This is a genomic window from Brucella thiophenivorans, assembly GCF_002252445.1.
GTDB classification, from domain to species: domain Bacteria; phylum Pseudomonadota; class Alphaproteobacteria; order Rhizobiales; family Rhizobiaceae; genus Brucella; species Brucella thiophenivorans.
This window is the reverse complement of sequence record NZ_NNRJ01000051.1, coordinates 547567-571372: the sequence shown is the minus strand read 5'-3', so window position 1 is coordinate 571372 and position 23806 is coordinate 547567. Positions and strand designations below refer to the sequence as shown.

The window sequence follows — 23806 nt, the reverse complement described above, 5'->3', positions numbered from 1 at the left end:
CTTACTCCAGTCACCTACGCTGGCACTCTAAGCGAGGCAACAGGGTTGGGGGAACTTGAGAAAGCGCTACCAGACACGACACATGAAAGAAACAGGATTATGCACCCTCTCGCATATTGAAAGCTGCAAAAGGGTGCATTTTACGATTTAATACTTGGCTTTCAGGCCAACAAAGAAGCCGCGTCCATCGCCTGGCAGAAATGCAGCCTGATCGGCGCGCGCCTGATCGACGATAAGCGTCGAGCTTGCATATTTCTCGTTGAACACATTTGTGACTTCTCCAAAGAACTGCAGATTATCACTAATCTTGACCTCGGTGCGCAGATCAACCACTGCATATGGATCTGAATAAAGCGTGTTCATGTTATCGACAGGTGTTTTTGTTGGCACCCATTGCACCGAGCCTTGCAGTGTCCAGCGATCCGTCACCTCGTAGTTCAGCAAGGTATTGATGATTTGTTGTGGCGCACCGGCAAGGCGGTTATCACCACGAAGCTGATCATCATGGAAGCGGAAGTCCTGATAAGTATAGGCAACGCGCCCTGAAATGCGGTCGGTAATCTGCGTTGAGACGCCAAGTTCAATGCCGAAATGCCGCGTATCATCGGCATTGATGGCACCAAGCGAAGCGCCTGTCACGTCGCGCAGGCTCAACAGTTCATTGTTGACCCATGAATAATAACTCGTCAGATCCCATGCAAATTGTCCCATTTCCGATCTCCAGCCAGCCTCGATTGTGGTCGCGGTCTGGGCATCCAGATCAGGTGTGCGGAATGCATCAGAACGGGCGAAAGGTGCGCCGGGATTTGGCCGTCCGGCACTGCTGTTTGGTGTGCCATTGATAGTGGCCAGAAGATCATCATGTGTCGGCGGTTCAAAACTGCGGCTGACGGCTGCAAAGAATGTATTGCTGTCATCGGGCTTATAGGTCAGGCCAAGACTTGGGCTCCAGCCCTGATAGGTGCGGTCATAGCTGGTGCCGCCGGTTGGCACTGCGCCATTGGGTAGTCGCATGGTTGGGATTGCCGGATTATAGGCAATGGTTGGCCGTGTCGAAAGACCATAAAGGTCGTCGTTCTTGCGACTTGCATAGGCATAGGAAATTGCCGGCGAAACGGTGATTGTATCGTTGAGCGGTACATTGAAACCCGCATGCAGCGAAAGTGTGCTGGCATCAAGCTTGTTTTCACCAAATTGTGCGCCCTGCGTGCCTGACTGGTTAAGGTAATAATTGCGGTCTGCCGAGCCAATGGAATATTGTGCGGTGGTTTCAAACAACGGCAGAGGGGCTGCATCGTCAGGGGTATAGGCATAGCGCACTACCCCAGTGAAGTCGCCGCCCTTGGTTTCGCGGATACCTGCGGAAATCGGAAAGCGGAATGTGTCGTCCGTATAGGTGTAGCCCAGCGCAACGTCGATGAGATGCGCGTCGAATTCGGCTGTCGTGCGTGAGCCAATCAGAAGCTGTTTGGCATCTCGCCGCGGTCGGTCACGCAGCACGTTCGGACCGGGATTGATCGCACCATTAGGAGTGACTGTCGGACCCGTGTGAACCTGACGCGGATCGGCTTCAAGCTGGCTTTTGGTCAGCGGCCCGGACACATCAAAACCGAGGTCGGTATAGCCCCAGAACAACCGAGTTTTGATATTATCGGTGACTTCGAAGCCGACATTGCCGCCGACGCTCACGCGTTGGGATTCGTTATATTCACGGAAGCCGTCCCGGCGGGTGTAGTCTGCCTGAAACAACCCATCCATTGTGCCATTTTGAAAACCAGCCTTGGCAGAAACGCCAGCCTGTCCAAACGATCCGCCGCTGACCGTGCCTTCAACACCCTGATATTGCGCGCCAGTTGGTGAGACGAAATTAAGCGCACCGCCCAAGACCGTGGCACCAAGCCGGTTGGCCATATATCCGCGATAAACTTCTATCGTTTCCGCAAGGCTTGGATTGGCAAAACCAACTGCATAAGAGCCGTCTGCACGATTGAGCGGCAGACCGTCTTGCAGCATGAGTATGCCGCGTTCAACCGGGTTTTGCTGCAAGCCTGATCCGCGGATTTGAATGCGTGGCTGGTCGTTGCCGCCGAAGAAATTCTGTACGACGACACCGGGTACAGAGCTTAACGCGCGTGATACCGTCTCGTTTGCAGTGACCAGCCTGTCTTTTTGTTCGACGAGCGCCACGCCGCCCGGCATGGCATCGAAGCGCTTTTTCAGCGCTGCGTTGTCATCTGCGCCAATGATGATTGGATCGAGTACAATTGATGCTCCGGGAGAAGCAGATTGCGCAAGAGCAAAGGAACAGGCGCCGATCAGTACCATTCCGGTCGATGTCAGAAGTTGAAGTACTCGCCCCTTGTGAAAACCACACCGCGATGCTGTGCCCGCTCTGCTTTGCTCAATACGCATGAATATCCCCTGCAATTGCGAGCGTCTTCACTCGCTTGTCCCGTCTGAATAATTGCTGACCAATAAACTTGATTAAAATAATCCTCTTTGATCCAAATCAAAGATCAGCACTAACCACAGTTCTAATGATGGGGCAGTTCTGAGGCCATTGGAGTGCAAAATGACTGAACTGCTGAGTGCTATCCTTGCTGCACCCATGAAGCGCCGCACATTGCTTGCGGGTCTTGCTGCTATTCCGACTGGCTTGCTGGCATCCCGTTTCATGGGTGACATTGCGCAGGCTGCAGCATTGGAAGAACTGGTGCTTTACGGGCCACCCGCTGGGCCTTCGATCATTTTGGCCGAGGCTTTGGCGTCGGGAGATATTGCCGGGCTCGCAGGCAAAACGAGTTTCAAGGTCTGGCGTAGTCCCGATGAGATGCGTGCGGGCCTGACATCCGGCACCATGTCGGCGGTGGTTCTGCCGGTTCAGGTCGCAGCCAATCTCTATAATCGCGGGATGAAGCTCAAGCTGCTCAACACAATGACAGATGGTCTTATTTACATTGTTTCAGGCGATGCAAGTCTCACGACAATCCCGGCGCTTAAAGGTAAGCGGCTGGCCGTGCCATTTCGTAATGATATGCCAGATCTCGTATTAAAGCGGCTGCTTCTGGAATACGGGCTGTCGCCGGAAACCGATATCGCGCTTGAACATACATCTTCGCCGGTCGAGGCAATGCAGATGCTGCTGACAGGCAAGGTTGATGCGGTGCTAGCCCCAGAGCCGGCAATTTCTGCGGCAATCATGCTCGGCAAAGCCGCAGGCAAAAACATCAGCCGCACCATTGATGTGCAAAAAGTCTGGGGTGAAGTGACGGGCAAAGCGCCAATCCTGCCGCAAGCGGGACTGGTGCTGACGCAAAAGCTGATGACCGAAAATCCTGAATTGCCAGACAGTTTGCAGGCTGTTCTTGAAGCGGCATCGCAACGCGTGAATGCGGACCCTGCAAAGGCTGCAAGCATCGCTGCGCAATCGCTGGACTTTCCGGAGCCGGTTCTTGCGGCTTCCATTGCAACATCGCGTCTTGTCGTAACACGCGCAACCAAGGCACGGCCTGCGATTGAAACGATGTTGGAAACCTTAGCTGCAAATGATGCAGCAATTATTGGTGGGAAATTGCCGGATAACGGCTTTTATCTTTAAATGTTGACGATGTGGACTGACAGGATCGGACGCACCGGACGCTTTTTATGGTCCGCGTGGTCTGGTCTTGCCGCACTTATGCTGCTGGCCGCAGTCTGGCAAGTTGGGCACAAAGCCTATGGCGATTTTATCCTGCCATCGCCATTGGCAACGCTCAATGCAGCAATTGTCATATTAGGCGATCATCAGGCGTGGGAACTGACATTTCTCACCAGTCGCCGCGCTTTGAAAGGTTTTGCAGTTGCGGCTCTCGCAGGCGCAAGTCTTGGGCTTGCGGCTGGTTATTTTCCGGCTGTGCTACGGCTTGCACGACCACTCGTAACTGTTCTGCTCGGTGTGCCGCCGATTGCTTGGATCGTGCTTGCAATGATCTGGTTTGGTTCGACGGATGGGACCGTCGCCATGACCATTCTCGTATCCTCGTCGCCGCTTATTTTCGTTTCCGTTGCCGAAGGCATCATGACGCGTGATCGCAAGCTTGACGATATGGCGCGCGCGTTTGGTGCTAGCGCATGGAAACGGCTGACGACACTCAGCCTGCGCCATGTTTCAGCGCATCTTTTTCCAGCACTCGCAGTGTCGCTCGGATCAGCCTTCAAGGTGGCGGTCATGGCAGAACTGCTTGCCAATGTCGGCGGTATTGGTGGTGAGCTCGCACGCAGCCGCGCCAATCTCGATATTGCCGGTTCGCTCGCTTGGGTTTTGATCGCTGTCACAGCACTTATCGTCATCGAATATGGCTTGGTGCATCCGGTTCGTGCCGAATTTGAGCGCTGGCGTGCAGCCGCACAGCCATGGGGCGTAAAACGATGACAGCGCTTGAACTCAAACGCATCGGGCATGCCTATTTCGGGCGCACCGTGCTTGACCATATCGATCTTGATATAAATTCTGCTGAAATTGTTGCGCTGGTCGGGCCGTCCGGTTGTGGCAAAAGTACATTGATCCATATTGCGGCAGGCATTGTTGCTTCCCGTTATGGACGGGTAAACCGCAATTATCATCGTCATGGTATGATTTTTCAGGAGCCACGTTTGCTGCCCTGGGCAACGGCCAATGACAATATCGGCTATCCTTTGCGCATTGCAGGGCAGGGGCGCAAAGCGCGCGATGAGGCTGTAAAACGTGCAGCCATGCGCGTTGCGTTTGATCCTGCTGATCTCGACAAATATCCGTCTGAGCTTTCAGGCGGTATGCAGCAGCGTGTCGCCATTGCCCGCGCACTCGTCATCGAACCTGATTTTCTGTTTTGTGACGAGCCGTTTACAGCCCTCGATGTCGCACTCAAGCGCCGGATGCAGGACATTATAATCGATGCAGGCCGGACGACGCGCTTTGCGGCAATTTTCGTGACCCATGATCTTATGGAAGCGGCACGCATTGCGCATCGTATTGTCGTTCTCAATAGTGATGGCAATGGCATTGCAGGCGAACGGATACTCCCTCAATCGCCGGGCGAGCGCTCGGATGAAGAAGTGTTTGCAATCGTTCAGGCCTTTCTCAAACATGATCCGATTTTCCGTCATATTGACGATGTCGATGAACGGAGGCGGCCATGACGGCTATCGTTAAGCGGCCCGCAGCGGGTGAGCCTTTGTTGCGTGTTTTGACCGATGAAGGCTTTCGGCTATTTTTTCCGCTGGCAGCACTTTATGCGGCGCTCTGGCCGTTGCAATGGGTGCTGGTTTTTGGCCTCGATCTGCCGCTGGTGCGCTCTACGCCGCCAGCCCTCTGGCACGCGCATGAAATGATCTTTGGCGTGTTCGGCGCAGCCTTGATCGGCTTTATCACGACGGCTGTGCCTGAATGGACTGACACCAAACGCTTGCAGGGCAGTCCGCTTCTGATCCTCGCAGCACTGTGGCTGACAGGGCGGCTGGTTGGGTTTTTGGGTGCTGACAGCATCGGGCTTATCGGTGCGATATGCGATCTTGCATGGCTTGGTTTTCTCGTCCTCTATATGGTTCGCATTACGATTGCGCAGCGAACTGATCGTCTCTTTCCCTTTATTGGCTGGGTATTGGCATTGACGCTATGCGAAGCGGTCGTGCGCTATGGATTTCTGGTTGAGAATATCGAGCTTGCCAGCCATATGCTGCGCATAGCAGGGTTGGTCTTTTTGGGGCTTCTCGGTATTGCGCTGGCGCGTATTACGGTTCCGATCACCAATCTGGTTCTCGATCCGACGCGCTCGACAGCGCCATTTCGCCCGCATCCCGGCAGGCTCAATCTGGCATCGGGGCTGGTGGTTGTCGCAATCCTTGTCGATCTGCTGGCCTTCTCGCCCGAAACATGTGGCTATGTGCTGATTGCAGCGGGCGCCGCGTTTATGGATCGCGTTGGCGAAGCCTTCATTGGCAAAGCCGCTTTGCGGGCCGAAATAGTCGCACTTGCTGGCTCATCCGCTCTCGCGGGACTTGGCTTGTTATTGAGTGGTTTGGCAAAGCTTGGTGCACCAATACCGGAACTTGCAGGCGTCCATGTGGCGCTGATGGGCGGGCTGGGGCTTGGCGTATTGGCCATCTTCTGTATTGCAGGTCTGTTGCATACGCATCAGTCGCTTGGCCTGCCGCGCGCGGCAAAGCTTGCGATCTTGCTTCTGGTTCTGGCGGTTGCCTTCAGGGTTTTACCGGATATGGATGTGATCCCAGAATTGCCGGGACCACCTTATGCAATAACAGCCATCTTATGGGCGACTGCGTTTTTGCTGTGGCTGAGATCCTATTGGCCTGCAATTCGCGTGTTGCAGCGCGGCGATAACCAACTGGGTTAGCCGAACACTTCGCGCTGTTCGGATTTGGCTGCGAGCAGGGCTTCGATCATCAATTTTTCTGATAGGATATGACGGCGCAGGCTCTCCAGAAAGCCGCGGATCATATAGCCGACTGTCTCCGGTGCATGCGTGCTTCTGTTTTCTGCAATGGCCGTCAATCTCTGCGCCAGTTTATCCGCAGCCAGCCGATCACAGCGATGCTCGGCTTTCAGACGCTCAATGATGACGCTCGCAAAATGCGAATTGGCCTGCTGGTCAAAATCGGGAAAAAGTACTTTCTCTTCAAGCTCATGCGTTTCGTTGATAAGTTTTGGGATGAGCGCCGCAAGCTTAAGATAATCTTGCGGCGAGCGGCTGATTTCCAGCTCGTCGGCAGTTTCTTCCAGTTGCAGGCATAAATTGAGCAATTCGCCATGATGCGCTTCAAGATGGCTGACATCGGCTGCGTGCATGAGTGAGGGTGCTTGCATGGATTATTGCCCCAAAAAGAGAATAGCTGCGATCACAATTGATACGGCAACCGCTGAAAGCGTTCCTGCGCCTTGCAACGCGCCCATTCGATAAAGAACCAGCGAAAAGACGATGATTGCGGGGGTTGCAATCATAAGTCCGACCTGTGCGTCCGTCATTGAAACATTCCTTGTCATGAAAATTCACCATGCATCTGCATGCGCGATTTTTCTTTGCCAAAACGCAAAGAAGCCAAGCACCGTGAGGTCTAGGCAAGGCTATGTTTGGAACAGAAGATACGGCCTTTGCGGCAATGATTTCAGATGAGGAGCCGGAAGATAATCTTCTGCTTTGGATTCTCGTCTGGAGTGAGCTCGTCACTTTTGCAATTCTGTTGATTGCCTTCATGGTGATGTCGATCATCAATACGGAGGGCGTCGCGCAATTGCGCATGCATCTTAGCCCCGGTCTTGCCGCTGCCAATACTGTTGTGCTGTTGATGAGTGGCTGGCAGGCGGCGATCGCCGTTCGCAGACGCTATGAGGGGACGAAGGTTCGACGCCCGCTTTTATGTGCGGCTTTCTTCGGGCTTGTCTTCGTGGCGGTCAAAATCGTCGAATATTCGCATGAAATACGCTTTGCGGGCGATGAAACGGTCGGCTTGTTCTTTGAGCTTTATTTCCTCATCACAGGCTTTCACCTCATGCATGTCCTGTTCGGATCAATCATTCTGGTGCTGGTTGCATGGCGACCATCTCCTTCAAATGTATTGCTCATCACAACACTCTGGCATGCCATCGATCTTGTCTGGCTGGTGATGTTCCCGGTCCTTTATCTTGCGTGAGGTTATAAAGTGACAAGTCATCATCACAGCTCTCTCAACCGTACCATCATTATTCTGCTCGCTCTCGCATTGAGCGGCGCGCTGATCGCAAGCTTTAGCCGCGGTATGTTTGCGGCAATCGCCGTCGTTCTGATTCTTGCTTTTGCAAAAGGCTGGCTCGTTATTCTTGATTTCATGGAAATGCGCGGCACCAGAGGCGCTTTAAAGCCTGCGCTTCTGGCCTGGCCTGCTGTTCTTCTCACGCTTGCGCTTGCGCGTTCTGTCGCAGTGCGCCTCCTTCTTTAGCCAACTGTTTTAATCTTTGCCAAAACGCAAAGACGTCTTTTCATCGCCCGATAGAACAGTGCTGACCCGTGATGCTGGCGAGGGGATTTGACCAGCCACACAATCGACGGGGGACTTGATGCCGGGGCTCTGCCTTCGGCCAATGAAAGGACGAAGGGATGGCAGAACGCCTAACCAAGACCGGCGCTCGAAACGTCTTCTACGGCGGTTCTATTTTCTTTTTCGCGATCTTCGTGGGACTGACGGCGCACAGCCATTACTACATGAAAACTGTGTCGACAGACGAGTCGACGCTCACGGAAGGGGTTATTCGCGGCAAGCATGTCTGGGAGAAAAACTCCTGCATCAACTGCCATACGCTACTTGGTGAAGGTGCCTACTTCGCGCCTGAACTCGGCAATGTCTGGAAGCGTTATGGCGGTGTGGAAGATCCCGAAGGTGCGCGCGACACGATGAAAGCGTGGATGCAGGCTCAGCCCACAGGGATCGAAGGCCGCCGCCAGATGCCGCAATTCAACCTAAGCGAACAGGAACTCAACGATCTGGCTGATTTCCTGGAATGGACAAGCCGCATCAAGACGCAGAACTGGCCACCCAATGAGGCAGGCTGAGGCGCGGGATGAACGGAGTTTTAAGATATGAAATATGAAAGCCAAAAGGTTGCGATGCTCTATTTCTATGGAGCTCTTACCTTGTTTGTCGCGCAGGTCGCGTTCGGCGTACTTGCTGGCGTCGTCTATGTTCTTCCCAACACGCTCTCCGAGCTTCTGCCGTTCAACATCATCCGCATGATCCACACCAATGCATTGATTGTGTGGTTGCTGATGGGCTTCATGGGATCGACCTATTATTTGTTGCCTGAAGAAACCGAAACCGAACTTTACAGCACCAAGCTTGCTGTCATCCAGTTCTGGATGTTCTTTGTCGCAGCCGGCGTCGCCGTGGTGGGGTATCTGTTCAAGATCCATGAAGGCCGCGAGTTTCTCGAACAGCCATTCATCATCAAAGTCGGCATTCTCGTCGTCTGTCTGATATTTATGTTCAATATTACGATGACTGCATTGAAAGGTCGTAAAACCACAGTCACCAACATTCTTCTATTTGGTCTGTGGGGCCTGTCGCTGTTCTTCCTCTTTGCCTTCTACAATCCGGTCAATCTCGCCATCGACAAACTCTACTGGTGGTATGTGATCCATCTTTGGGTTGAAGGTGTTTGGGAATTGATCATGGCATCGATCCTCGCCTTCCTGATGATCAAGCTCAATGGTATCGACCGCGAAGTGGTTGAAAAGTGGCTCTATGTCATCGTTGGTCTGGCGCTGTTTTCCGGCATTCTCGGTACAGGTCACCACTATTACTGGATTGGTGCGCCGGGTTACTGGCAGTGGATCGGTTCGCTGTTCTCAACGCTGGAAGTGGCTCCGTTCTTCACCATGGTTATCTTTACCTTTGTAATGACATGGAAAGCCGGTCGCAAACATCCAAACAGAGCCGCTTTGCTGTGGTCTATTGGTTGTTCGGTGATGGCATTCTTCGGTGCAGGCGTGTGGGGTTTCATGCATACGCTGTCGTCGGTCAACTATTATACCCACGGCACACAGCTCACCGCAGCGCACGGCCATCTCGCCTTCTTCGGTGCTTATGTCATGCTCAATCTTGCAGTTATGGCCTATGCGATCCCCGAAATTCGCGGACGTGCGCCCTATAATCAGATGCTGTCCATGGTGAGCTTCTGGGCGATGTGTACGGCTATGTCTGTGATGACCTTTGCGCTTACATTTGCAGGCGTGGTGCAGACCCATATGCAACGCGTGCTGGGTGAAAACTTCATGGTCGTGCAGGATCAGTTGTCCCTGTTCTACTGGATGCGTCTTGGCTCTGGCATCGTCGTTGTGATCTCGGCTTTCATGTTCATCTGGGCGGTGCTGGTACCGGGCAAGGAACGCCGTGCAAACGCGAGTGGCTTCGTTCAGCCTGCCGAATAATCAATGCGAAAGCCCTGCCGCAAGGCGGGGCTTTTTTACGCAATTCCGAACGCAAAACCGGTTCCCACTTTTGCTGGAAATGCTCTGACTTTAAAGGAAGACGGCGATGAATAGCATTCTTAAAAATGTCGAATTACTCGATACATCTATCCCCGCTTACAGCCCGTCGGGCAATGAATGCACGCTGTTTGAAATGGCGTGGAAGCGCAAGCTGCCGCTGCTGCTCAAAGGTCCGACCGGCTGCGGCAAAACCCGTTTTGTCAGCCACATGGCGGCAAGGCTTGGCCTGCCACTCTCGACTGTTTCTTGCCATGACGATCTGGCAGCCGCTGATCTGACCGGACGCTATCTGCTCAAAGGCGGCGACACCCATTGGGTAGACGGACCGTTGACCCGCGCCGTGCGCGAAGGTGGCATTTGCTATCTCGACGAGATCGTCGAAGCGCGCAAAGATGTGGCCGTGGTTCTGCATCCGCTGACCGATGATCGTCGCGTCCTGCCGCTTGAACGCACCGGCGAATTGCTTGAAGCGCCTGACCGCTTCATGCTCGTTGTGTCTTACAATCCCGGCTATCAAAATCTGCTCAAATCATTGAAGCCCAGCACCCGTCAGCGCTTTGTGGCCATCGAATTCGACTTCTTGCCGAAAGAACAGGAAATCGCAGTAGTCAGTGCCGAAAGTAGCCTTGATGCGCATAAGGTTGCGCCGCTGGTAGCACTTGCTCATCGCCTGCGGGGTCTTAAAGGCCATGATCTCGAAGAGGGCGTTTCAACACGTCTGCTCGTTTATTGCGCCTCGCTGATCGATGCAGGCATGTCGCAGCGTGAAGCTGCGCGTGCGGCCATGATCGAACCTCTGACTGACGAGCCGGATGTGAAGGCAGCACTTCTTGAAGTTGCCGACGCAATGCTGAAATAGGCGGTCATATCATGCTGGATTTTCTGGAACTTGAGGAAACCGTTGGTCGCGCCTGGCATCGCCTTATCGGCAAGACCGGGTCATGGCCGCAATATCCTGATCAGGCCGTCAATCTCACGGATATTCGTCAGAGATTGGCAATCTGCTTTCGGGGATTTGGCGGCGATGTCGCGGTCCAGATTGCGCCAGCGCGTGCACGAACGTCTGGCCACCGTCTAGGATTGCGTCAGCGCATGGCTTTGGGCGAGGAAAAGCTCGCCCATCCGCTGCGCGATGTAGCAACCTTGATGCTGCCGCCGGAAATTGCACTTTTTCCAGATCGTGCACTCAATTATGATCTTTACGTCTGGCTCACCGGCTACATGGCGGTGATGCCAATCGATCTGGACGGACTGCCGGATGATCCGTTGCGCCGTGATCTCGCATCGCTTGATGTAGCGGCGGAGACTGCGAAAAAGGCCTGCGAATTGTTTCCGGGCTTACTGGATCGCTATGCGCGTCTTTGCGATGCAGTAATTGCTGCGCGGCCAAAGCGTCCGCTCAATCGTCTGGAGCAGCTTGTCGAGGAGCGGATTCTCTCGCTTCTGAGACAAGGCGCACGCCTGCCAGATTTCAGCATTGCTGCAATCTTTCCGCACCGCGCACCGGCGGGTTATCTGCCTGTGTTGCCTGTGCCGCTCTGGCCAAGCCTCATAAAGCGTGAAGAGACCAGTCCACGTGCAGCAGAGGATGAGCCAGTTTGCAACAGCAAGGCGGAAGGTGTGGAAGCAGGCCGTCAGATTGCGCAGCGCGAAAAGCAGGATCAGCGACAGACGGACCGCAGTCCGTTCATTCTCAATCGCTTTGAAAAAATCCTCGCCATGGCCGAAATGGTCAATGTCGATCGGCCGTCGGATGACAGCGATGAACAGAGTGCGAAGTCGGCAGATGAGCTTGACGATCTGACGCTGGGTGAGCGCAAGGGCAGGCCTGCGGCGCGCTTCCGTTTTGACCTTGATCTGCCGCCGGAAGCGGTAGACCAGAGCCTGCTCACGGCCAAGCTTACTTATCCGGAATGGGATTATCGCAAAGCGAGCTACTTGCAGGATCATTGCAGCGTTCTGGTGGCCCCTGTACAGGATCGTGATGAGGCGCTGGAACTTGATGACGAGGCGCGAAGTCTTGTGCGCAAGGTGCGACGTCAGTTTGAAATTCTTCGGCCCGGTCGCGAGATGATGCGTGCGCAGCTTGATGGCAATGATCTCGATCTTGATGCCGTGGTGCGTTCGCGTTGTGATTTTGCAGCGGGCGGGCAGGGCAGTGAGCGGGTGCATCTGATGAGCCGCCCGCAGGCCAATGATCTGGCTGTAACCATTCTGGTGGATGTCTCGCTTTCAACGGACGCATGGGTCGATAACCGCCGCGTACTTGATGTCGAGAAAGAAGCGCTGCTGGTTCTTGCCAATGGTATTGCTGCCTGTGGTGATCGCTGTTCGATCCTGACGTTCACGTCGCGCCGCCGCGCTTGGGTGCGGGTGGAAACGGTGAAGGATTTCGATGAACCTTTCAGCGCAACCGTTGAACACCGGATCGCAGCTCTCAAGCCCGGCTTTTATACCCGCATGGGTGCTGCGATGCGTCATGCCACCGCAGAGCTAAACGAACAGCATAATCGCAAAAAACTGTTGCTGTTGTTGACCGATGGCAAACCGAATGATGTCGATCATTATGAGGGGCGCTTTGCTTTGGAGGATACGCGTCGGGCGGTGAGCGAAGCGCGCGCCAAGGGCGTCAACGTCTTTGCTGTGACGGTTGATCGTGAAGCAAATGCCTATTTACCCGCACTGTTCGGTCATGGCGGCTATTCGCTCATTGGCAAGCTCGCTAAGCTTCCAAGCGCACTTCCAGCGATTTATCGAATTCTTGCTGGCTAGAGCGCATCTCGATCTGATTGGATCAGATATGCGCTCTAACTTCTTGTTTTGACGCGCATCTTTTTCCGAAAACCGTTTCACACTTTTCGGGATGCGCTCTAATCTAAAGGCATTCTGATTTTTCATCTTATTTGAGATGAAACAAATCGGCCCCGCATCATCCAGTTTAGAATTGGTTTATGATGATGCGGGGCTGTCATCATCATCTTTCGATAGCCGACGGCCATGGATTAATCTGATGACAAGCGAACCTGTTTCAACGATCAACATTATCGATGTACGCACCATTCCGCCCGTCTCCCGCCATGCGACGATTTTCGCCATGATCTATGATCTGGAGCCGGGCGAGACTTTGCAAATCGTCAACGATCATGATCCGGTTCCGCTGCGCTATCAGCTTGAAGGCCGCGCTCCGGGTGTTTTTTCCTGGGAATACAAGGAAAATGGCCCTATCTGGCGCGTGGAAATTGGTCGCCCCGCAGCCCATGCCAAAGATCACGAATGCACCTGCGGTAATCACTAACTCTTCTCTGGAGCGGTTCCTGTTTAAATGGAATTGTGAGAACCGCTCTATCTATTTGTTTTAACGCATTATCCTACGCAAAAGCTCACGCACTTTTGTTGGAAATGCTCTACGATGAAGGCCTGCCATGTTCGGTGCCGCGCTTTCCCGATGGACACTCTCCTATTTCGCCGCATCGCTGTTCTTTCTTATTGTGGGAACAGTGTTGATGGCTGGAGGTTTTGGTTACCCGTTCCACGATTTGCGGGCGCCAGAAACGCTCATCGTTGTGCATATCATCGCTATTGGTTGGCTTTCATTATTAATGTGCGGCGCACTGCTGCAATTTGTGCCGGTGCTTGTCGCAAAACCATTGCAATGGGGCGGTCTCGGTCTGCCTGCATTGCTCGTTTTATTGACAGGACTTTGCGGGTTGATCAGCGGTTTTGCGGGAATGGCCGGGATTGTTGATCTACCGCTTTGGTTGTTGCCGCTATCGGCGTTGTTTCTGATGTGTGGATTTACGCTCATCATTGGAATACTTGGCAAGACAATCTGGAACGCCAGACCGATAACACTTCCAGCGCGTTTTGTGGGTGTCGGCCTTATCTGTCTGCTTTTTGTTACAGCACTTGGAAGCCTGTTCACTCTGATGCTTTCGGGAATGCTCGAACAAGTTTTCTTATTGGAAATCGCCTCTTCCGGGTTATCAGCACATGCAATTTTGGGGCTTGGTGGCTGGATGACGTTTACTGCGATGGGTGTTAGCTACCGACTGCTCACTATGTTCATGCTTGCGCCAGAAGCCAAGAAGCAGACTACGCAACTTGTCTGGCTTACCGGCGCTTTTGCACTTGCTCTGGTGACGTTCGCTGCAATTCTCGTGACATCAGAATATGACCGGATTGATATTGCCTTGCTGATTGGTCTTGTTCTCGGTGTTACAAGTATCGGCCTCTATGCTCATGATGTGCATTCTATTTACGGCCAGAGAAAACGCAAAACCATCGAACTCAACAGTGCGGCTTCTATTCCGGCTTTTGCCGCTATGCTGATTTCTTTGCCTGTTGCGATTGCTCTGCCTTGGATTGGTCGAACGGACGGTGTGATTGCCGCACTGGTTTATCTCTTTACATTTGGCTGGTTGACGGGCCTCAGTTTGGCACAGCTCTATAAAATTGTGCCATTTCTGACATGGCTTGAATGCTATGGCCCGTTGATGGGCAAAATTCTGACGCCGCGCGTGCAGGATATTGTCATGGAAGGCCGTGCGAAGCGCTGGTTTTGCGTTTATTATGCAGGCGTTGCCATCGCCATTGTGGCACTGATTACCAGCCAGACATTGGCATTCAGATTGGGTTGCGGATTAAATCTTATTGCAATTCTTGCCTTATCCTCACATTTCATTCGTGCGCGGAGATTAAGCGATGTACCGGAAGCTATGAAGCTTCCAAATGTCGTCACTTTACCGCATCTGATTTATGCTGGCAGACCAGTACCGGGGAGAACAAAATGACATTATCTGTTCACGAATTGATTCCGCACGAGCTTGATGTTCGCCCACTTCTGAAAGCTGGTGTCGAGCCATTTCAAGCAATTATGGGCGCTGTTGAAGGCCTTGCTCCGGGGCAAAGCCTGATTTTGATTGCGCCCTTCAAGCCCGTCCCGCTTTTTGCAGTGATGGAGCGAAAAGGCTTTGCTGCAAAGTCTGAACCTCTGGGAGATGGTGACTGGCAGGTTTTGTTTGCGCCGATCGGCGAAGAAGCACCCGTGGTGCAGATTTCAGACAATGCAGGATCACCCGATGACTGGCCCGAGCCTTCGCAATATCTCGATTGTTCGGACATGGACCCACCACAACCTATGGTCAGCATTCTTGCCGAAGTTGAGAATATGGCAACCGGCGAAGTGCTGTTTGCACTCTTGCATCGCGAACCGCTGTTTCTGTTTCCTGAACTGGAAAAACGCGGACACCAGTGGGTCGGTAATTTCGATGAGACCGGTGATGCTTACCGGATCATGATCCGGGTTGGAACAGCGTGAGGAATGATGATGCAAGCGGAAGAGTTGGACCGTCTGGAAGATGAGGTTCGCGATGCGCTGCGCATGGTGATGGACCCTGAGCTTGGCATCAATCTCGTTGACCTTGGCATGATTTACATGATCGTTGCACATAGCAATGGCGACGTCAGTGTTAAAATGACGACCACCACGCCGGGGTGCCCGGCAGCAGGTTTCCTAACGATTGCAGTCCAATCCTGTGTTGAAAACGTAGTAGGTGTAAGCCATGCAGATGTTGAACTGACCTATGAGCCGGCATGGACACCTGATATGGCAATTCCCGAAGCTCGCGCACGGTTTGCTGTGCCAGATTTCTAAATTTTTATGATAGCCTAGCCATAACGAAGCGGTCCCGAAAGGGGCCGTTTTTTGTTTTCGATTTAAAAACCCGCCAGTAAAGAACAGTTCTAAACTACAAATAATGCCCGATATGCGGTGGTTTTACTGAAAGGGTAAGTGCAGTCCTGCTTATTACTTGTTCTGGCACAAAGAGCCTGTTAAGGAATGGAATTTTTTCTGTAAGTTATTGATTTATAATTATATTTTTTCTGATTTTATATTGGGTCTTTTGTTTGTACGCAATGAACATATCCGGTGTGTCGCCTATAAATAGAGTGACAGAGCGGAAGAACGCTCGGTCCTATCGGAAGGAGAGAATCGATGGTCGACCAGATGCAAATTAGTCGTCGTACAATATTGGCAGGAGCAGCCCTTGCAGGGGCGCTGGCACCTGTTTTGGCGACAGGCTCGGCTTGGGGCAAGGAAACAATTAAAAAGGCTAGTGAAGCGGAAATTGCCGCATTGCCACGCGAGAAGGTGGAACTCGTAAACCCTCCTTTCGTCCATGCTCACAGCCAGGTCGCCGAAGGCGGTCCCAAGGTGATTGAGTTCACCATGGTGATTGAAGAGAAGAAGATGATTCTCGACGATGCGGGTACAGAAGTACACGCGATGACCTTCAATGGAACTGTGCCAGGACCGCTGATGGTCGTACATCAGGATGACTATGTCGAGCTGACGCTCATTAATCCTGACACAAACACAATGGCGCATAATATTGATTTTCACTCGGCCACAGGCGGCTTGGGCGGTGGTGCGCTGACCGTTATTAACCCTGGTGAAAAGACGATCCTGCGCTTCAAGGCGAACAAGCCCGGTGTGTTTGTTTACCACTGCGCACCTCCCGGAATGGTTCCATGGCATGTGGTGTCTGGCATGAATGGCGCGATTATGGTGCTGCCACGGGATGGCTTGCATGATGGCAAGGGTAATCCGCTGCCCTACGATACGGTCTATTATGTCGGCGAGCAGGATTTCTATGTGCCGCGTGACGAAGAGGGCAATTTCAAGAAGTATGACGCTCCCGGCGACTCCTATGAAGATGTCATCAAGGTTATGCGGACGCTTACCCCAAGCCATGTGGTCTTTAACGGCGGTGTTGGTGCGCTGACAGGCGATAAGGCCATGACTGCGAAGGTTGGTGACAGAGTTCTGATTATCCACTCACAGGCCAATCGTGACACACGTCCGCATCTCATCGGTGGACATGGAGATTATGTCTGGGCAACCGGTAAGTTCAACAATCCGCCGGATGTGCAGCAGGAGACATGGTTCATTCCCGGTGGAACAGCAGGCGCTGCTTATTACACATTCGAACAGCCCGGCATTTATGCCTATGTGAACCACAACCTCATCGAAGCTTTTGAGCTGGGTGCTGCTGCTCACTTTAAGGTGACGGGCGAATGGAACGACGATCTGATGAAGTCGGTACTGGCTCCGTCCGGCATGTAAGGCCGTAAGAACGCCCATTGGTTCGGGGGGATCAGACGAGCATTGGAGGCTCGTCCCCCGAACCGCTGATCTTGATTGGCTTGGTGCAAACATCATGAAACAAAGTGCGAAGAAAAAACTGCGCGATCTTGGCGTTGCAATTCCAGCTGTCCTTCTTGCCGTCGCCGCAGGGCTATTTGTGGTCAATGCGGCGGGCCAGATTGGCGTAAAAAACGCAGATTACGAGATTGCTCGCCCACAGATGATCAAGGTCACGCCGCGAAGCATGACCTATCGTGCCGATGGCGACTTTCAGAAAAATAATTACCCAACCGATGCACCCATGACGACGCGCCGCCTCAATCGGTCGTTTGAAATCATGAAATATCAGGTAACCATTGCTGATTATGCCTTGTGTGTGAATGAAGGTGCTTGCCTTTCTGCGGATAGGCAATCTCCGGCAACTGATAGTTCACAATATAGGCATCCTGTGGTTGGTATCAGCTATGATGATGCAAAAGCCTATGCGAAGTGGTTTTCGCAAAAAACCGGCGAGGTCTGGCAATTGCCCACAGATGAACAATGGGCTTTTGCCGCTGGTTCTCGCTTTGCCGACGATGCATTGGGCGGTGACGAGAGTGCTAACCCGGCATTGCGCTGGTTGCGTGATTATGAAAAGCAAAGTGAGCGTAAGCAGGATCGCAACCCCGCTGTTCGTCCGGTCGGCAGCTTTGGTGAAAACGAGTTTGGTGTCGCGGATATTGGTGGCAATATCTGGGAATGGACAACCACCTGCCATCGGCGTGTCAATCTCGACGCCTATGGAAAAATAGCCAGCGAGAATGAAGTCTGCGGCGTGTATGTGGTCAATGGCAAGCACCGTGCAGCAATGAGCTCGTTTATTCGCAATCCGAAATCCGGCGGATGTAGTGTGGGTCTGCCACCCGATAATTTGGGATTTCGCCTTGTCCGGGACGGGCGTTGGTTTGCACCTGCGCTTAAGCGGATAAAAGACTTTTCGGTGTAATCTTATTTGATGAAATGCCTCAACTTTATGCCCCTAAAAACATGCTATTCCTGTTGTAATATGCTAAACAGAGAATGGGGATTCAGAGTAGGGGTGTCGTAATGGCCACGATTGATCGCGGTCTTGTCAGGAAGTTGTCATTATTCGCCAAGATGGGGGATAATGAGCTGGATAAGCTTGTCTCCTATGCAACGTCGCGTCGTATCGCGCAGGGCGAATCCATTTTCGAACAAGGCGATGATGCAGTAACTTTTTATCTGCTTCTCTATGGCCGCCTGAAGGTCAATCAGGTGACATCTGACGGCCAGCAGATAATTGTCCGCATGGTGCATCCGGGTGATTTGTTTGGCTTTGCCAAGGCTTTGCAGCGTAATGATTATCCTGGCACGGCGGTTGCTGTTACAGAAAGCATTGTGCTCGGATGGCCAACCGAATTGTGGGACTATTTTGTCGAGCAAAACCCTGGCCTTGCCATGAATGCTATTCAGACAATCGGCAAGCGGCTTGAAGAAGCGCATACGCGCATTCGTGAAATGTCGACGGAAGAGGTTGAGCGCCGTGTCGCGCACGTTGTCCTGCGACTGGCGCAGAAGGCTGGCAAGAAAGAAGAAAACGGCATTCGTATCGACTTCCCTATTACCCGGCAGGATATTGCTGAAATGACCGGCACGACGCTCCATACGGTGTCACGTATTCTTAGCGGATGGGAAACCAAGGGCTTTGTTTTAGGCGGCCGTCAGAAGCTGACTGTGACCGATAAGCAAGGCATTCGACGGCTTGCGGAAGGTAGTGTTTAAAACACCCCTAGAATTGTCTTTATGAGAGCATAATCCGACCGGAGTGAAACGAGGATTGATAAGATTATGCTTAAAGTAAAAGGATTTAGAGTGCCGCAGCTTCACTAGAAGCTGCGGCGTTTTCATTTCAGCATATCTTTTTATCAACCATGCATGACCGCAGCGGTTTTCTGGCGACTGACCCAGGCTGCACCAATGCCGCCATGCAAAAATCCATTGGACAGCGGAACCGATGGATAGGTGCGCTGCAACTGCATGACAGCCTCTTCCGGCTCGATACGTCCATGTAGCACGTCGTCGTGAATGCGTGCGATTGCAACCATATCGCAATCCTGTGGTGACAGCCTGAAACGGGCTACACCTGCCTGAACCAGTTCTGGAATATCTTCGATCAGTGACTGGCATGTGTGCGAAAGCGTCTGCACGCCGTTCAATGCTAAAAACGGCTGGCTGTCGAGCGTCTTGACCGACAGGCCGTCCGGCTCTTCGCCACAGACAAACTGGCAATTATCCTTGATATGCCCTTTGGAACGCGCATGAGCGCAACGTGCCGAGATCGCCAGCGGAATGCGTCCGAAAGCAAATACCTCAAATGCAATATCCGGTGCACCTTTGATAATTTCGCGAATAGATTCCATTGGAAGTTCGGGAGGCAGACAAATCGATTGCGCACCGCGTGCTGCAAGAACTTTGGCAGTTGCCGAATTATAGACATTGACCAATGGCCCGATAAGATGCGGCTTGCCTTCTAACAGACCCAGTGCCGAAAGATCGTTGGCCTCGACCGGATAGGGCGAGTCTGCTGCTGTTTCGCGCACATGTTTTGCTTCGCGTTCTAGCATGACCAATGCGAGCGAGCCTAGGCTGATCTTTTTGCCAGCATTTTGCAGCCGTTCAACAACTTCTTCCATATAGGGATCAATGAAATGAAAGCGCTTGGAACAGACGATTTCACCGACAGTTACATGTTCAATTGGGGCTTCGTCGGCAATACGGAAATAGAAATCGCGCCATTTTGGTCCGTCCCACAAAAACAGAACTGGCCCCATGCTGAGGTCGGGAATGATACTAGGGGTGGGGCGTAAATCTGACATGATTATCTCCAGCGCTTTTCGTAAGCGCCTGATGTGGTCTGTTGACCTTCGCTTAAAGTTCGAAGCCGCGACAGCAGCGCAGCACGACGCTGCGGCTCTGCTGTCAAAGTCTGACGCAATGTCGAAACAACTTCTGCGACATAGGCCTTGCCGCGCTGGCGACCCTCGATTTTAAGTGCCGAAACGCCTGCGGCGCGCAGTTCATCAATGTGGTTCATCACATCAAGTGACACCGGATCTTCGAAAGCATAGCCTTCTTCGTCGCCAATATTGAAGCGCCCCTTGCAAAGCGTCGGGTAGCCTGCGGCTTCGCCTGCCGGAAAGCGGTTGATCGTGTAGTCGCCAAGTTCCGACACAAGCTCCGAGCCGTCATTGCGATAGCGGACATGGCTCGCAGGCGAACAGACGCCATTCATATTCGGCGATTTTCCGGTGGCATAGGATGAGAGTGAACAGCGGCCCTCGGCCATGACACAAAGACCGCCAAATACGAAAACTTCCATTTCGCAAGCGATCTTTTTGCCAAGTTTCGCAATGTCAGGAATAGTCAGAACACGCGGTAGCACCACGCGTTTTGCTTTGAACGCATCAATGAGAAAACGTACTGCATCGGCATTGGATGCGGATGCCTGCACAGACACATGAAGCCGCTGCTCGGGGTGACGTTCGGCAGTATAGGCCATCAAGCCGAAATCAGCGAGAATGACCGCGTCGGCACCAAGTGCTGCTGCATCATCGACCGCCGAATACCAAATATGTTCGTCGCCAGCGCGCATGAAGGTGTTGATGGCGACGAAAACCTGCGTGCGACGCGCATGGGCGAAGCTTATCGCCTCTTTTAATTCTGCGCGGCTGAAATTAAGGCCGGGAAAATTGCGTGCATTGGTTTCATCGCGAAAGCCGCAATAAACTGCATCGGCACCCGCCTGAACTGCTTCACGCAATGCCGCAGGCGTGCCCGCCGGGCATATCAGTTCCATTTGCGTTCTCCCTCGGCCGGGGTTTCGGCACTCAATGCCTTTTCACGGATATAGCTTGCGATGCTCCGCACGATCGGTGCGAATGGGCCTGCACCCTTGCCAAGATCGGAGGGCAAATCGACATCGCAATCATCAAGCGCATTGCGTAGCGCAAGCATGGCTTCCATATCGCCGGTGACCGTGATGTCACGCGAGAAGAACAGTGCGTCGCCATCAAGCTTGCCCTCAAGCAAAGCGAGCAGCATTACCAGCGGACCATCAATCGCAGCATCTGTTACGACTTGCGCACCCTTGCGAAAGACAGAAATTGCAGGGCGGGAAGGCTCCACAACAAACATGAATGGTAGGTCTGAAGGGCTGAAACCAAAACGCTTATCGACATATTCGCCGAGCCGCTCAAACAGACCGGGATGCTCCCGTATAACCTGAAGAAACACACGTGAAAAAAGCGGGGTCAGCAGAAATGGCGGAACGAGCCGGGCAGGAGCAGCCACAGCTGACGGTATTTTCATCATTACTCAGCTCCCGTTTAAAGCGCTTCCTGTTCTGATTAAATCAGTAGAAGCGCCCTAAATATTTGTTTTACTGCGCATCTTGTTCCCAAAACAGCTTCACCGTTTTCGGGATGCGCTCAAAGATGAAAGATGATTAGTCGATTCAGCGCGTCGGCAGTTTGATTAAGATCAAAGACGGCGAAACAATTCGGTACTCAAACAGGAGGGATGAAAAAGTCTCCTGTTTTGCCGCCTAATTACGCCTGTTTGCAGAGTTTCATGCGTGAGCTTGAAAAGCGCGGCGATCTTGTTCGCATCACGCGCCCGATTTCCCTTGTTCACGAAGTGACGGAAATTCATAAGCGCGTACTTCATACGGATGGTCCGGCGTTGCTTTTCGAAAAGCCGGTTGATGCGGATGGCAATGTGCAGTCTGTGCCGTTGCTTGCTAATCTTTTTGGCGCAGAGCGGCGCATTGCCTGGGGTTTGGGGCGTGAGGTTGAGGAGCTGCCTGCTTTGGCCGATATGCTTGCAGAATTGCGGGCGCCAAAGCCACCGCGTTCCGCCAAGGAAATCTGGAGCAAGCTGCCGATTGCAAGGGCAGCACTTGCAATGCGTCCGCGCAAAGTTAGCCGCGCGCCCGTCCATGAAACAGTGATGACGGGCGACGAAATTGATCTTGGAAAACTGCCGATCCAGTGGTGCTGGCCCGGAGAGCCTGCGCCGCTTGTGACATGGCCGCTGGTTATTACCTGTGCGCCCGATGATCCGTCTGATGTCAATGTCGGCATCTATCGGATGCAGAAACTGGGGCATGACCGCCTGATCATGCGCTGGCTTGCGCATCGCGGCGGCGCGCGTCACCATCGTATGTGGCAAAAGCGCGGATTGGATATGCCTGTGGCGGTGGCCATTGGTGTCGATCCGGCCACAATTCTAGCGGCTGTTATGCCTTTGCCCGAAGGCATGAGCGAACTTGCATTTTCCGGCCTTTTGTCGCGTCAGCGGCCTGTAATTACGGATGCGCGCACGGTGCCGTTGAGTGTTCCTGCCAATGCTGAAATCGTGCTGGAAGGCCATGTTTCCGCATCACAGACGGCACCGGAAGGCCCTTATGGCGATCATACCGGCTATTATAACAGCGTCGAAGAATTCCCGATCATGCAGTTAAGCGCGATCACCATGCGCAAAAAGCCGGTCTATCTGTCCACCTATACCGGGCGTCCCCCGGATGAGCCGTCGAAACTTGGCGAGGTGATGAATCAGCTTTTTGTGCCGGTCGTGCGCAAGCAATTTCCGGAAATTGTGGATCTCTGGTTGCCTGCGGCTGCCTGTTCCTATCGTGCCATGGTTGTTTCAATCGACAAGCGTTATCCGGGGCAGGCGCGCCGCGTGATGATGGGTCTTTGGTCGATGCTGCCACAATTCAGCTACACGAAACTCATTATCGCGGTCGATCCTGACATCAATGTGCGCAATTGGGATGATGTGCTTTGGGCGTTGTCGACGCGGTTCGATGCAAGCCGTGACCTCATTACGCTCGATCATACGCCGGTTGATTATCTTGATTTTGCCTCGCCACGCTCTGGTCTTGGCGGCAAGCTGGGACTGGACGCAACCAACAAGATCGGGCCGGAAACTGACCGCGAATGGGGCGAGGTTCTCACAATGAATGATGAGACAATCGCGCATGTTGACGCAATGTGGGACGAACTGGGGCTGGATAGGAGCGCGCGCAAATGAAGCGGATTGTTATCGGTGTATCGGGTGCGTCGGGTTCGATCATTCCGCTGAAAATTCTCGAACGCTTGGAAAAGTTGGAAAATGTCGAGACGCATCTCGTGGTCTCGGAAGCCGCCGAACGCACTTTGCGTTATGAACTTGGCCCCAACGGCTATTCGCTGCTGCACAGGCTGGCGGACAAGACCTATTCGGTTGGTGATGTGGGGGCCACGATTGCGAGCGGTTCGGTACCAACGGCTGGCATGATTGTGGCGCCTTGTTCTATGCGAACCCTTGCAGCCATCGCGCACGGCTTTAGCGATAGTCTTCTGACCCGCGCTGCTGATGTGCATCTCAAAGAACGGCGCAGGCTGGTGTTGTTAACCCGCGAAACGCCGCTGCATCTGGTTCATTTGCGCAATATGTGCACGGTGACTGAAATGGGGGCAATTGTCATGCCGCCAGTTCCTGCTTTTTATCTTCATCCGCAAAGTGTAGAAGAGATTGCAGAACAGATTGCGGCGCGCGCTATCGATCTGGTTGGCGCAGGTGTTGCTTTGGCGCAAAGCTGGAATCCTGAATCAGCATAGTT

General features: G+C 53.1%; 25 protein-coding genes. 19 read left to right on the top strand and 6 right to left on the bottom strand.

Going from position 1 to position 23806, the window contains the following annotated elements:
- Positions 1 to 147: 147 nt before the first annotated feature.
- A complete protein-coding gene (locus tag CEV31_RS16645) occupies positions 148 to 2412 on the bottom strand; it encodes a TonB-dependent receptor family protein (protein WP_094508492.1) in 2265 nt (754 codons plus the stop codon).
- Between the two features lie 160 nt (positions 2413 to 2572).
- Between CEV31_RS16645 and CEV31_RS16640 the strand changes: the two genes are divergently transcribed.
- Genes CEV31_RS16640 through CEV31_RS16625 form a run of 4 tightly spaced genes read left to right on the top strand, consistent with a single transcriptional unit; the run spans position 2573 to position 6371 of the window.
- Positions 2573 to 3598 (top strand): ABC transporter substrate-binding protein, encoded by a 1026-nt coding sequence (locus CEV31_RS16640; protein ID WP_210190936.1) that lies wholly within the window; start codon positions 2573 to 2575, stop codon positions 3596 to 3598.
- Entirely contained in the window at positions 3599 to 4411 is an 813-nt protein-coding gene (locus CEV31_RS16635; protein WP_094508490.1) for an ABC transporter permease, read from the top strand.
- A complete protein-coding gene (locus tag CEV31_RS16630) occupies positions 4408 to 5157 on the top strand; it encodes an ABC transporter ATP-binding protein (protein WP_094508652.1) in 750 nt (249 codons plus the stop codon). Before CEV31_RS16635 ends, CEV31_RS16630 begins: the two co-directional genes overlap by 4 nt.
- On the top strand, positions 5154 to 6371 hold the full coding sequence (locus CEV31_RS16625; RefSeq protein ID WP_094508488.1) for an NnrS family protein: 1218 nt from the start codon (positions 5154 to 5156) through the stop codon (positions 6369 to 6371). Before CEV31_RS16630 ends, CEV31_RS16625 begins: the two co-directional genes overlap by 4 nt.
- Here CEV31_RS16625 and CEV31_RS16620 read toward each other — a convergent pair.
- Positions 6368 to 6841, bottom strand: coding sequence for a hemerythrin domain-containing protein (locus CEV31_RS16620; protein ID WP_094508486.1), 474 nt, complete (start codon positions 6839 to 6841; stop codon positions 6368 to 6370). The two genes, CEV31_RS16625 and CEV31_RS16620, sit on opposite strands and share 4 nt — an antisense overlap.
- A 3-nt stretch (positions 6842 to 6844) precedes the next feature.
- Positions 6845 to 7000: a hypothetical protein gene (locus CEV31_RS21150; RefSeq protein ID WP_094508484.1), complete on the bottom strand. Its 156-nt coding sequence runs from the start codon at positions 6998 to 7000 to the stop codon at positions 6845 to 6847.
- 101 nt (positions 7001 to 7101) lie between these two features.
- Here CEV31_RS21150 and CEV31_RS16610 point away from each other — a divergent pair, with 101 nt between their 5' ends.
- The 13 genes from CEV31_RS16610 (at position 7102) to CEV31_RS16545 (ending at position 18924) form a co-directional block, all read left to right on the top strand.
- Positions 7102 to 7665 (top strand): cytochrome c oxidase subunit 3, encoded by a 564-nt coding sequence (locus CEV31_RS16610; protein WP_094508482.1) that lies wholly within the window; start codon positions 7102 to 7104, stop codon positions 7663 to 7665.
- A 9-nt stretch (positions 7666 to 7674) separates the two neighbouring features.
- On the top strand, positions 7675 to 7950 hold the full coding sequence (locus tag CEV31_RS16605) for a cytochrome C oxidase subunit IV family protein (RefSeq protein WP_094508479.1): 276 nt from the start codon (positions 7675 to 7677) through the stop codon (positions 7948 to 7950).
- A gap of 158 nt (positions 7951 to 8108) precedes the next feature.
- Positions 8109 to 8561, top strand: a complete 453-nt coding sequence (locus CEV31_RS16600; RefSeq protein WP_094508477.1) for a c-type cytochrome — start codon at positions 8109 to 8111, stop codon at positions 8559 to 8561.
- A 27-nt stretch (positions 8562 to 8588) separates the two neighbouring features.
- Complete coding sequence (locus CEV31_RS16595) at positions 8589 to 9935, top strand: nitric-oxide reductase large subunit (protein WP_094508475.1); 1347 nt, start codon at positions 8589 to 8591, stop codon at positions 9933 to 9935.
- 106 nt (positions 9936 to 10041) lie between these two features.
- A complete protein-coding gene (locus CEV31_RS16590; protein WP_094508473.1) occupies positions 10042 to 10854 on the top strand; it encodes a CbbQ/NirQ/NorQ/GpvN family protein in 813 nt (270 codons plus the stop codon).
- Between the two features lie 11 nt (positions 10855 to 10865).
- Positions 10866 to 12767 (top strand): nitric oxide reductase activation protein NorD, encoded by a 1902-nt coding sequence (locus CEV31_RS16585; protein ID WP_094508471.1) that lies wholly within the window; start codon positions 10866 to 10868, stop codon positions 12765 to 12767.
- A gap of 238 nt (positions 12768 to 13005) precedes the next feature.
- The gene (locus CEV31_RS16575; RefSeq protein WP_094508650.1) at positions 13006 to 13290 is read left to right on the top strand and encodes a DUF2249 domain-containing protein; all 285 of its coding nucleotides are present in this window, start codon (positions 13006 to 13008) and stop codon (positions 13288 to 13290) included.
- A 127-nt stretch (positions 13291 to 13417) separates the two neighbouring features.
- Positions 13418 to 14785: a hypothetical protein gene (locus tag CEV31_RS16570; protein WP_094508467.1), complete on the top strand. Its 1368-nt coding sequence runs from the start codon at positions 13418 to 13420 to the stop codon at positions 14783 to 14785.
- Positions 14782 to 15312 carry a DUF2249 domain-containing protein gene (locus CEV31_RS16565; protein ID WP_094508465.1) on the top strand — a complete coding sequence of 177 codons (531 nt, stop codon included), beginning with the start codon at positions 14782 to 14784 and terminating at the stop codon, positions 15310 to 15312. Before CEV31_RS16570 ends, CEV31_RS16565 begins: the two co-directional genes overlap by 4 nt.
- A gap of 9 nt (positions 15313 to 15321) precedes the next feature.
- Entirely contained in the window at positions 15322 to 15648 is a 327-nt protein-coding gene (locus CEV31_RS16560) for a metal-sulfur cluster assembly factor (RefSeq protein WP_094508648.1), read from the top strand.
- Positions 15649 to 15990: 342 nt separating this feature from the next.
- Entirely contained in the window at positions 15991 to 17121 is a 1131-nt protein-coding gene (nirK, locus tag CEV31_RS16555; protein WP_094508463.1) for a copper-containing nitrite reductase, read from the top strand.
- Positions 17122 to 17212: 91 nt separating this feature from the next.
- Positions 17213 to 18127, top strand: a complete 915-nt coding sequence (locus CEV31_RS16550; RefSeq protein ID WP_235818137.1) for an SUMF1/EgtB/PvdO family nonheme iron enzyme — start codon at positions 17213 to 17215, stop codon at positions 18125 to 18127.
- 101 nt (positions 18128 to 18228) lie between these two features.
- Positions 18229 to 18924 carry a Crp/Fnr family transcriptional regulator gene (locus CEV31_RS16545; protein WP_094508459.1) on the top strand — a complete coding sequence of 232 codons (696 nt, stop codon included), beginning with the start codon at positions 18229 to 18231 and terminating at the stop codon, positions 18922 to 18924.
- A 143-nt stretch (positions 18925 to 19067) separates the two neighbouring features.
- Here the strand turns inward: CEV31_RS16545 and ubiV are convergent, their stop codons facing one another.
- Genes ubiV through ubiT form a run of 3 tightly spaced genes read right to left on the bottom strand, consistent with a single transcriptional unit; the run spans position 19068 to position 21513 of the window.
- Positions 19068 to 20018, bottom strand: a complete 951-nt coding sequence (gene ubiV, locus CEV31_RS16540) for a ubiquinone anaerobic biosynthesis protein UbiV (protein WP_094508457.1) — start codon at positions 20016 to 20018, stop codon at positions 19068 to 19070.
- 2 nt (positions 20019 to 20020) lie between these two features.
- Entirely contained in the window at positions 20021 to 20998 is a 978-nt protein-coding gene (ubiU, locus tag CEV31_RS16535) for a ubiquinone anaerobic biosynthesis protein UbiU (protein WP_094508455.1), read from the bottom strand.
- Entirely contained in the window at positions 20989 to 21513 is a 525-nt protein-coding gene (ubiT, locus tag CEV31_RS16530; RefSeq protein ID WP_094508453.1) for a ubiquinone anaerobic biosynthesis accessory factor UbiT, read from the bottom strand. The genes ubiU and ubiT overlap by 10 nt, the downstream gene beginning before the upstream one ends.
- 207 nt (positions 21514 to 21720) lie before the next feature.
- Between ubiT and CEV31_RS16525 the strand changes: the two genes are divergently transcribed.
- Both CEV31_RS16525 and CEV31_RS16520 read left to right on the top strand, forming a co-directional pair.
- Complete coding sequence (locus CEV31_RS16525) at positions 21721 to 23235, top strand: UbiD family decarboxylase (protein ID WP_094508451.1); 1515 nt, start codon at positions 21721 to 21723, stop codon at positions 23233 to 23235.
- Positions 23232 to 23804 (top strand): UbiX family flavin prenyltransferase, encoded by a 573-nt coding sequence (locus tag CEV31_RS16520; protein ID WP_094508449.1) that lies wholly within the window; start codon positions 23232 to 23234, stop codon positions 23802 to 23804. Before CEV31_RS16525 ends, CEV31_RS16520 begins: the two co-directional genes overlap by 4 nt.
- Positions 23805 to 23806: the final 2 nt, after the last annotated feature.

What these genes read in the sequence shown, in the direction of transcription:
- CEV31_RS16645 (WP_094508492.1), bottom strand. Translation starts at nt 2,412, where the DNA reads ATGCGTATTGAGCAAAGCAGAGCGGGCACAGCATCGCGGTGTGGTTTT.
- CEV31_RS16640 (WP_210190936.1), top strand. Translation starts at nt 2,573, where the DNA reads ATGACTGAACTGCTGAGTGCTATCCTTGCTGCACCCATGAAGCGCCGC.
- CEV31_RS16635 (WP_094508490.1), top strand. Translation starts at nt 3,599, where the DNA reads ATGTTGACGATGTGGACTGACAGGATCGGACGCACCGGACGCTTTTTA.
- CEV31_RS16630 (WP_094508652.1), top strand. Translation starts at nt 4,408, where the DNA reads ATGACAGCGCTTGAACTCAAACGCATCGGGCATGCCTATTTCGGGCGC.
- CEV31_RS16625 (WP_094508488.1), top strand. Translation starts at nt 5,154, where the DNA reads ATGACGGCTATCGTTAAGCGGCCCGCAGCGGGTGAGCCTTTGTTGCGT.
- CEV31_RS16620 (WP_094508486.1), bottom strand. Translation starts at nt 6,841, where the DNA reads ATGCAAGCACCCTCACTCATGCACGCAGCCGATGTCAGCCATCTTGAA.
- CEV31_RS21150 (WP_094508484.1), bottom strand. Translation starts at nt 7,000, where the DNA reads ATGACGGACGCACAGGTCGGACTTATGATTGCAACCCCCGCAATCATC.
- CEV31_RS16610 (WP_094508482.1), top strand. Translation starts at nt 7,102, where the DNA reads ATGTTTGGAACAGAAGATACGGCCTTTGCGGCAATGATTTCAGATGAG.
- CEV31_RS16600 (WP_094508477.1), top strand. Translation starts at nt 8,109, where the DNA reads ATGGCAGAACGCCTAACCAAGACCGGCGCTCGAAACGTCTTCTACGGC.
- CEV31_RS16595 (WP_094508475.1), top strand. Translation starts at nt 8,589, where the DNA reads ATGAAATATGAAAGCCAAAAGGTTGCGATGCTCTATTTCTATGGAGCT.
- CEV31_RS16590 (WP_094508473.1), top strand. Translation starts at nt 10,042, where the DNA reads ATGAATAGCATTCTTAAAAATGTCGAATTACTCGATACATCTATCCCC.
- CEV31_RS16585 (WP_094508471.1), top strand. Translation starts at nt 10,866, where the DNA reads ATGCTGGATTTTCTGGAACTTGAGGAAACCGTTGGTCGCGCCTGGCAT.
- CEV31_RS16575 (WP_094508650.1), top strand. Translation starts at nt 13,006, where the DNA reads ATGACAAGCGAACCTGTTTCAACGATCAACATTATCGATGTACGCACC.
- CEV31_RS16570 (WP_094508467.1), top strand. Translation starts at nt 13,418, where the DNA reads ATGTTCGGTGCCGCGCTTTCCCGATGGACACTCTCCTATTTCGCCGCA.
- CEV31_RS16565 (WP_094508465.1), top strand. Translation starts at nt 14,782, where the DNA reads ATGACATTATCTGTTCACGAATTGATTCCGCACGAGCTTGATGTTCGC.
- CEV31_RS16560 (WP_094508648.1), top strand. Translation starts at nt 15,322, where the DNA reads ATGCAAGCGGAAGAGTTGGACCGTCTGGAAGATGAGGTTCGCGATGCG.
- nirK (WP_094508463.1), top strand. Translation starts at nt 15,991, where the DNA reads ATGGTCGACCAGATGCAAATTAGTCGTCGTACAATATTGGCAGGAGCA.
- CEV31_RS16545 (WP_094508459.1), top strand. Translation starts at nt 18,229, where the DNA reads ATGGCCACGATTGATCGCGGTCTTGTCAGGAAGTTGTCATTATTCGCC.
- ubiV (WP_094508457.1), bottom strand. Translation starts at nt 20,018, where the DNA reads ATGTCAGATTTACGCCCCACCCCTAGTATCATTCCCGACCTCAGCATG.
- ubiU (WP_094508455.1), bottom strand. Translation starts at nt 20,998, where the DNA reads ATGGAACTGATATGCCCGGCGGGCACGCCTGCGGCATTGCGTGAAGCA.
- ubiT (WP_094508453.1), bottom strand. Translation starts at nt 21,513, where the DNA reads ATGATGAAAATACCGTCAGCTGTGGCTGCTCCTGCCCGGCTCGTTCCG.
- CEV31_RS16525 (WP_094508451.1), top strand. Translation starts at nt 21,721, where the DNA reads ATGAAAAAGTCTCCTGTTTTGCCGCCTAATTACGCCTGTTTGCAGAGT.
- CEV31_RS16520 (WP_094508449.1), top strand. Translation starts at nt 23,232, where the DNA reads ATGAAGCGGATTGTTATCGGTGTATCGGGTGCGTCGGGTTCGATCATT.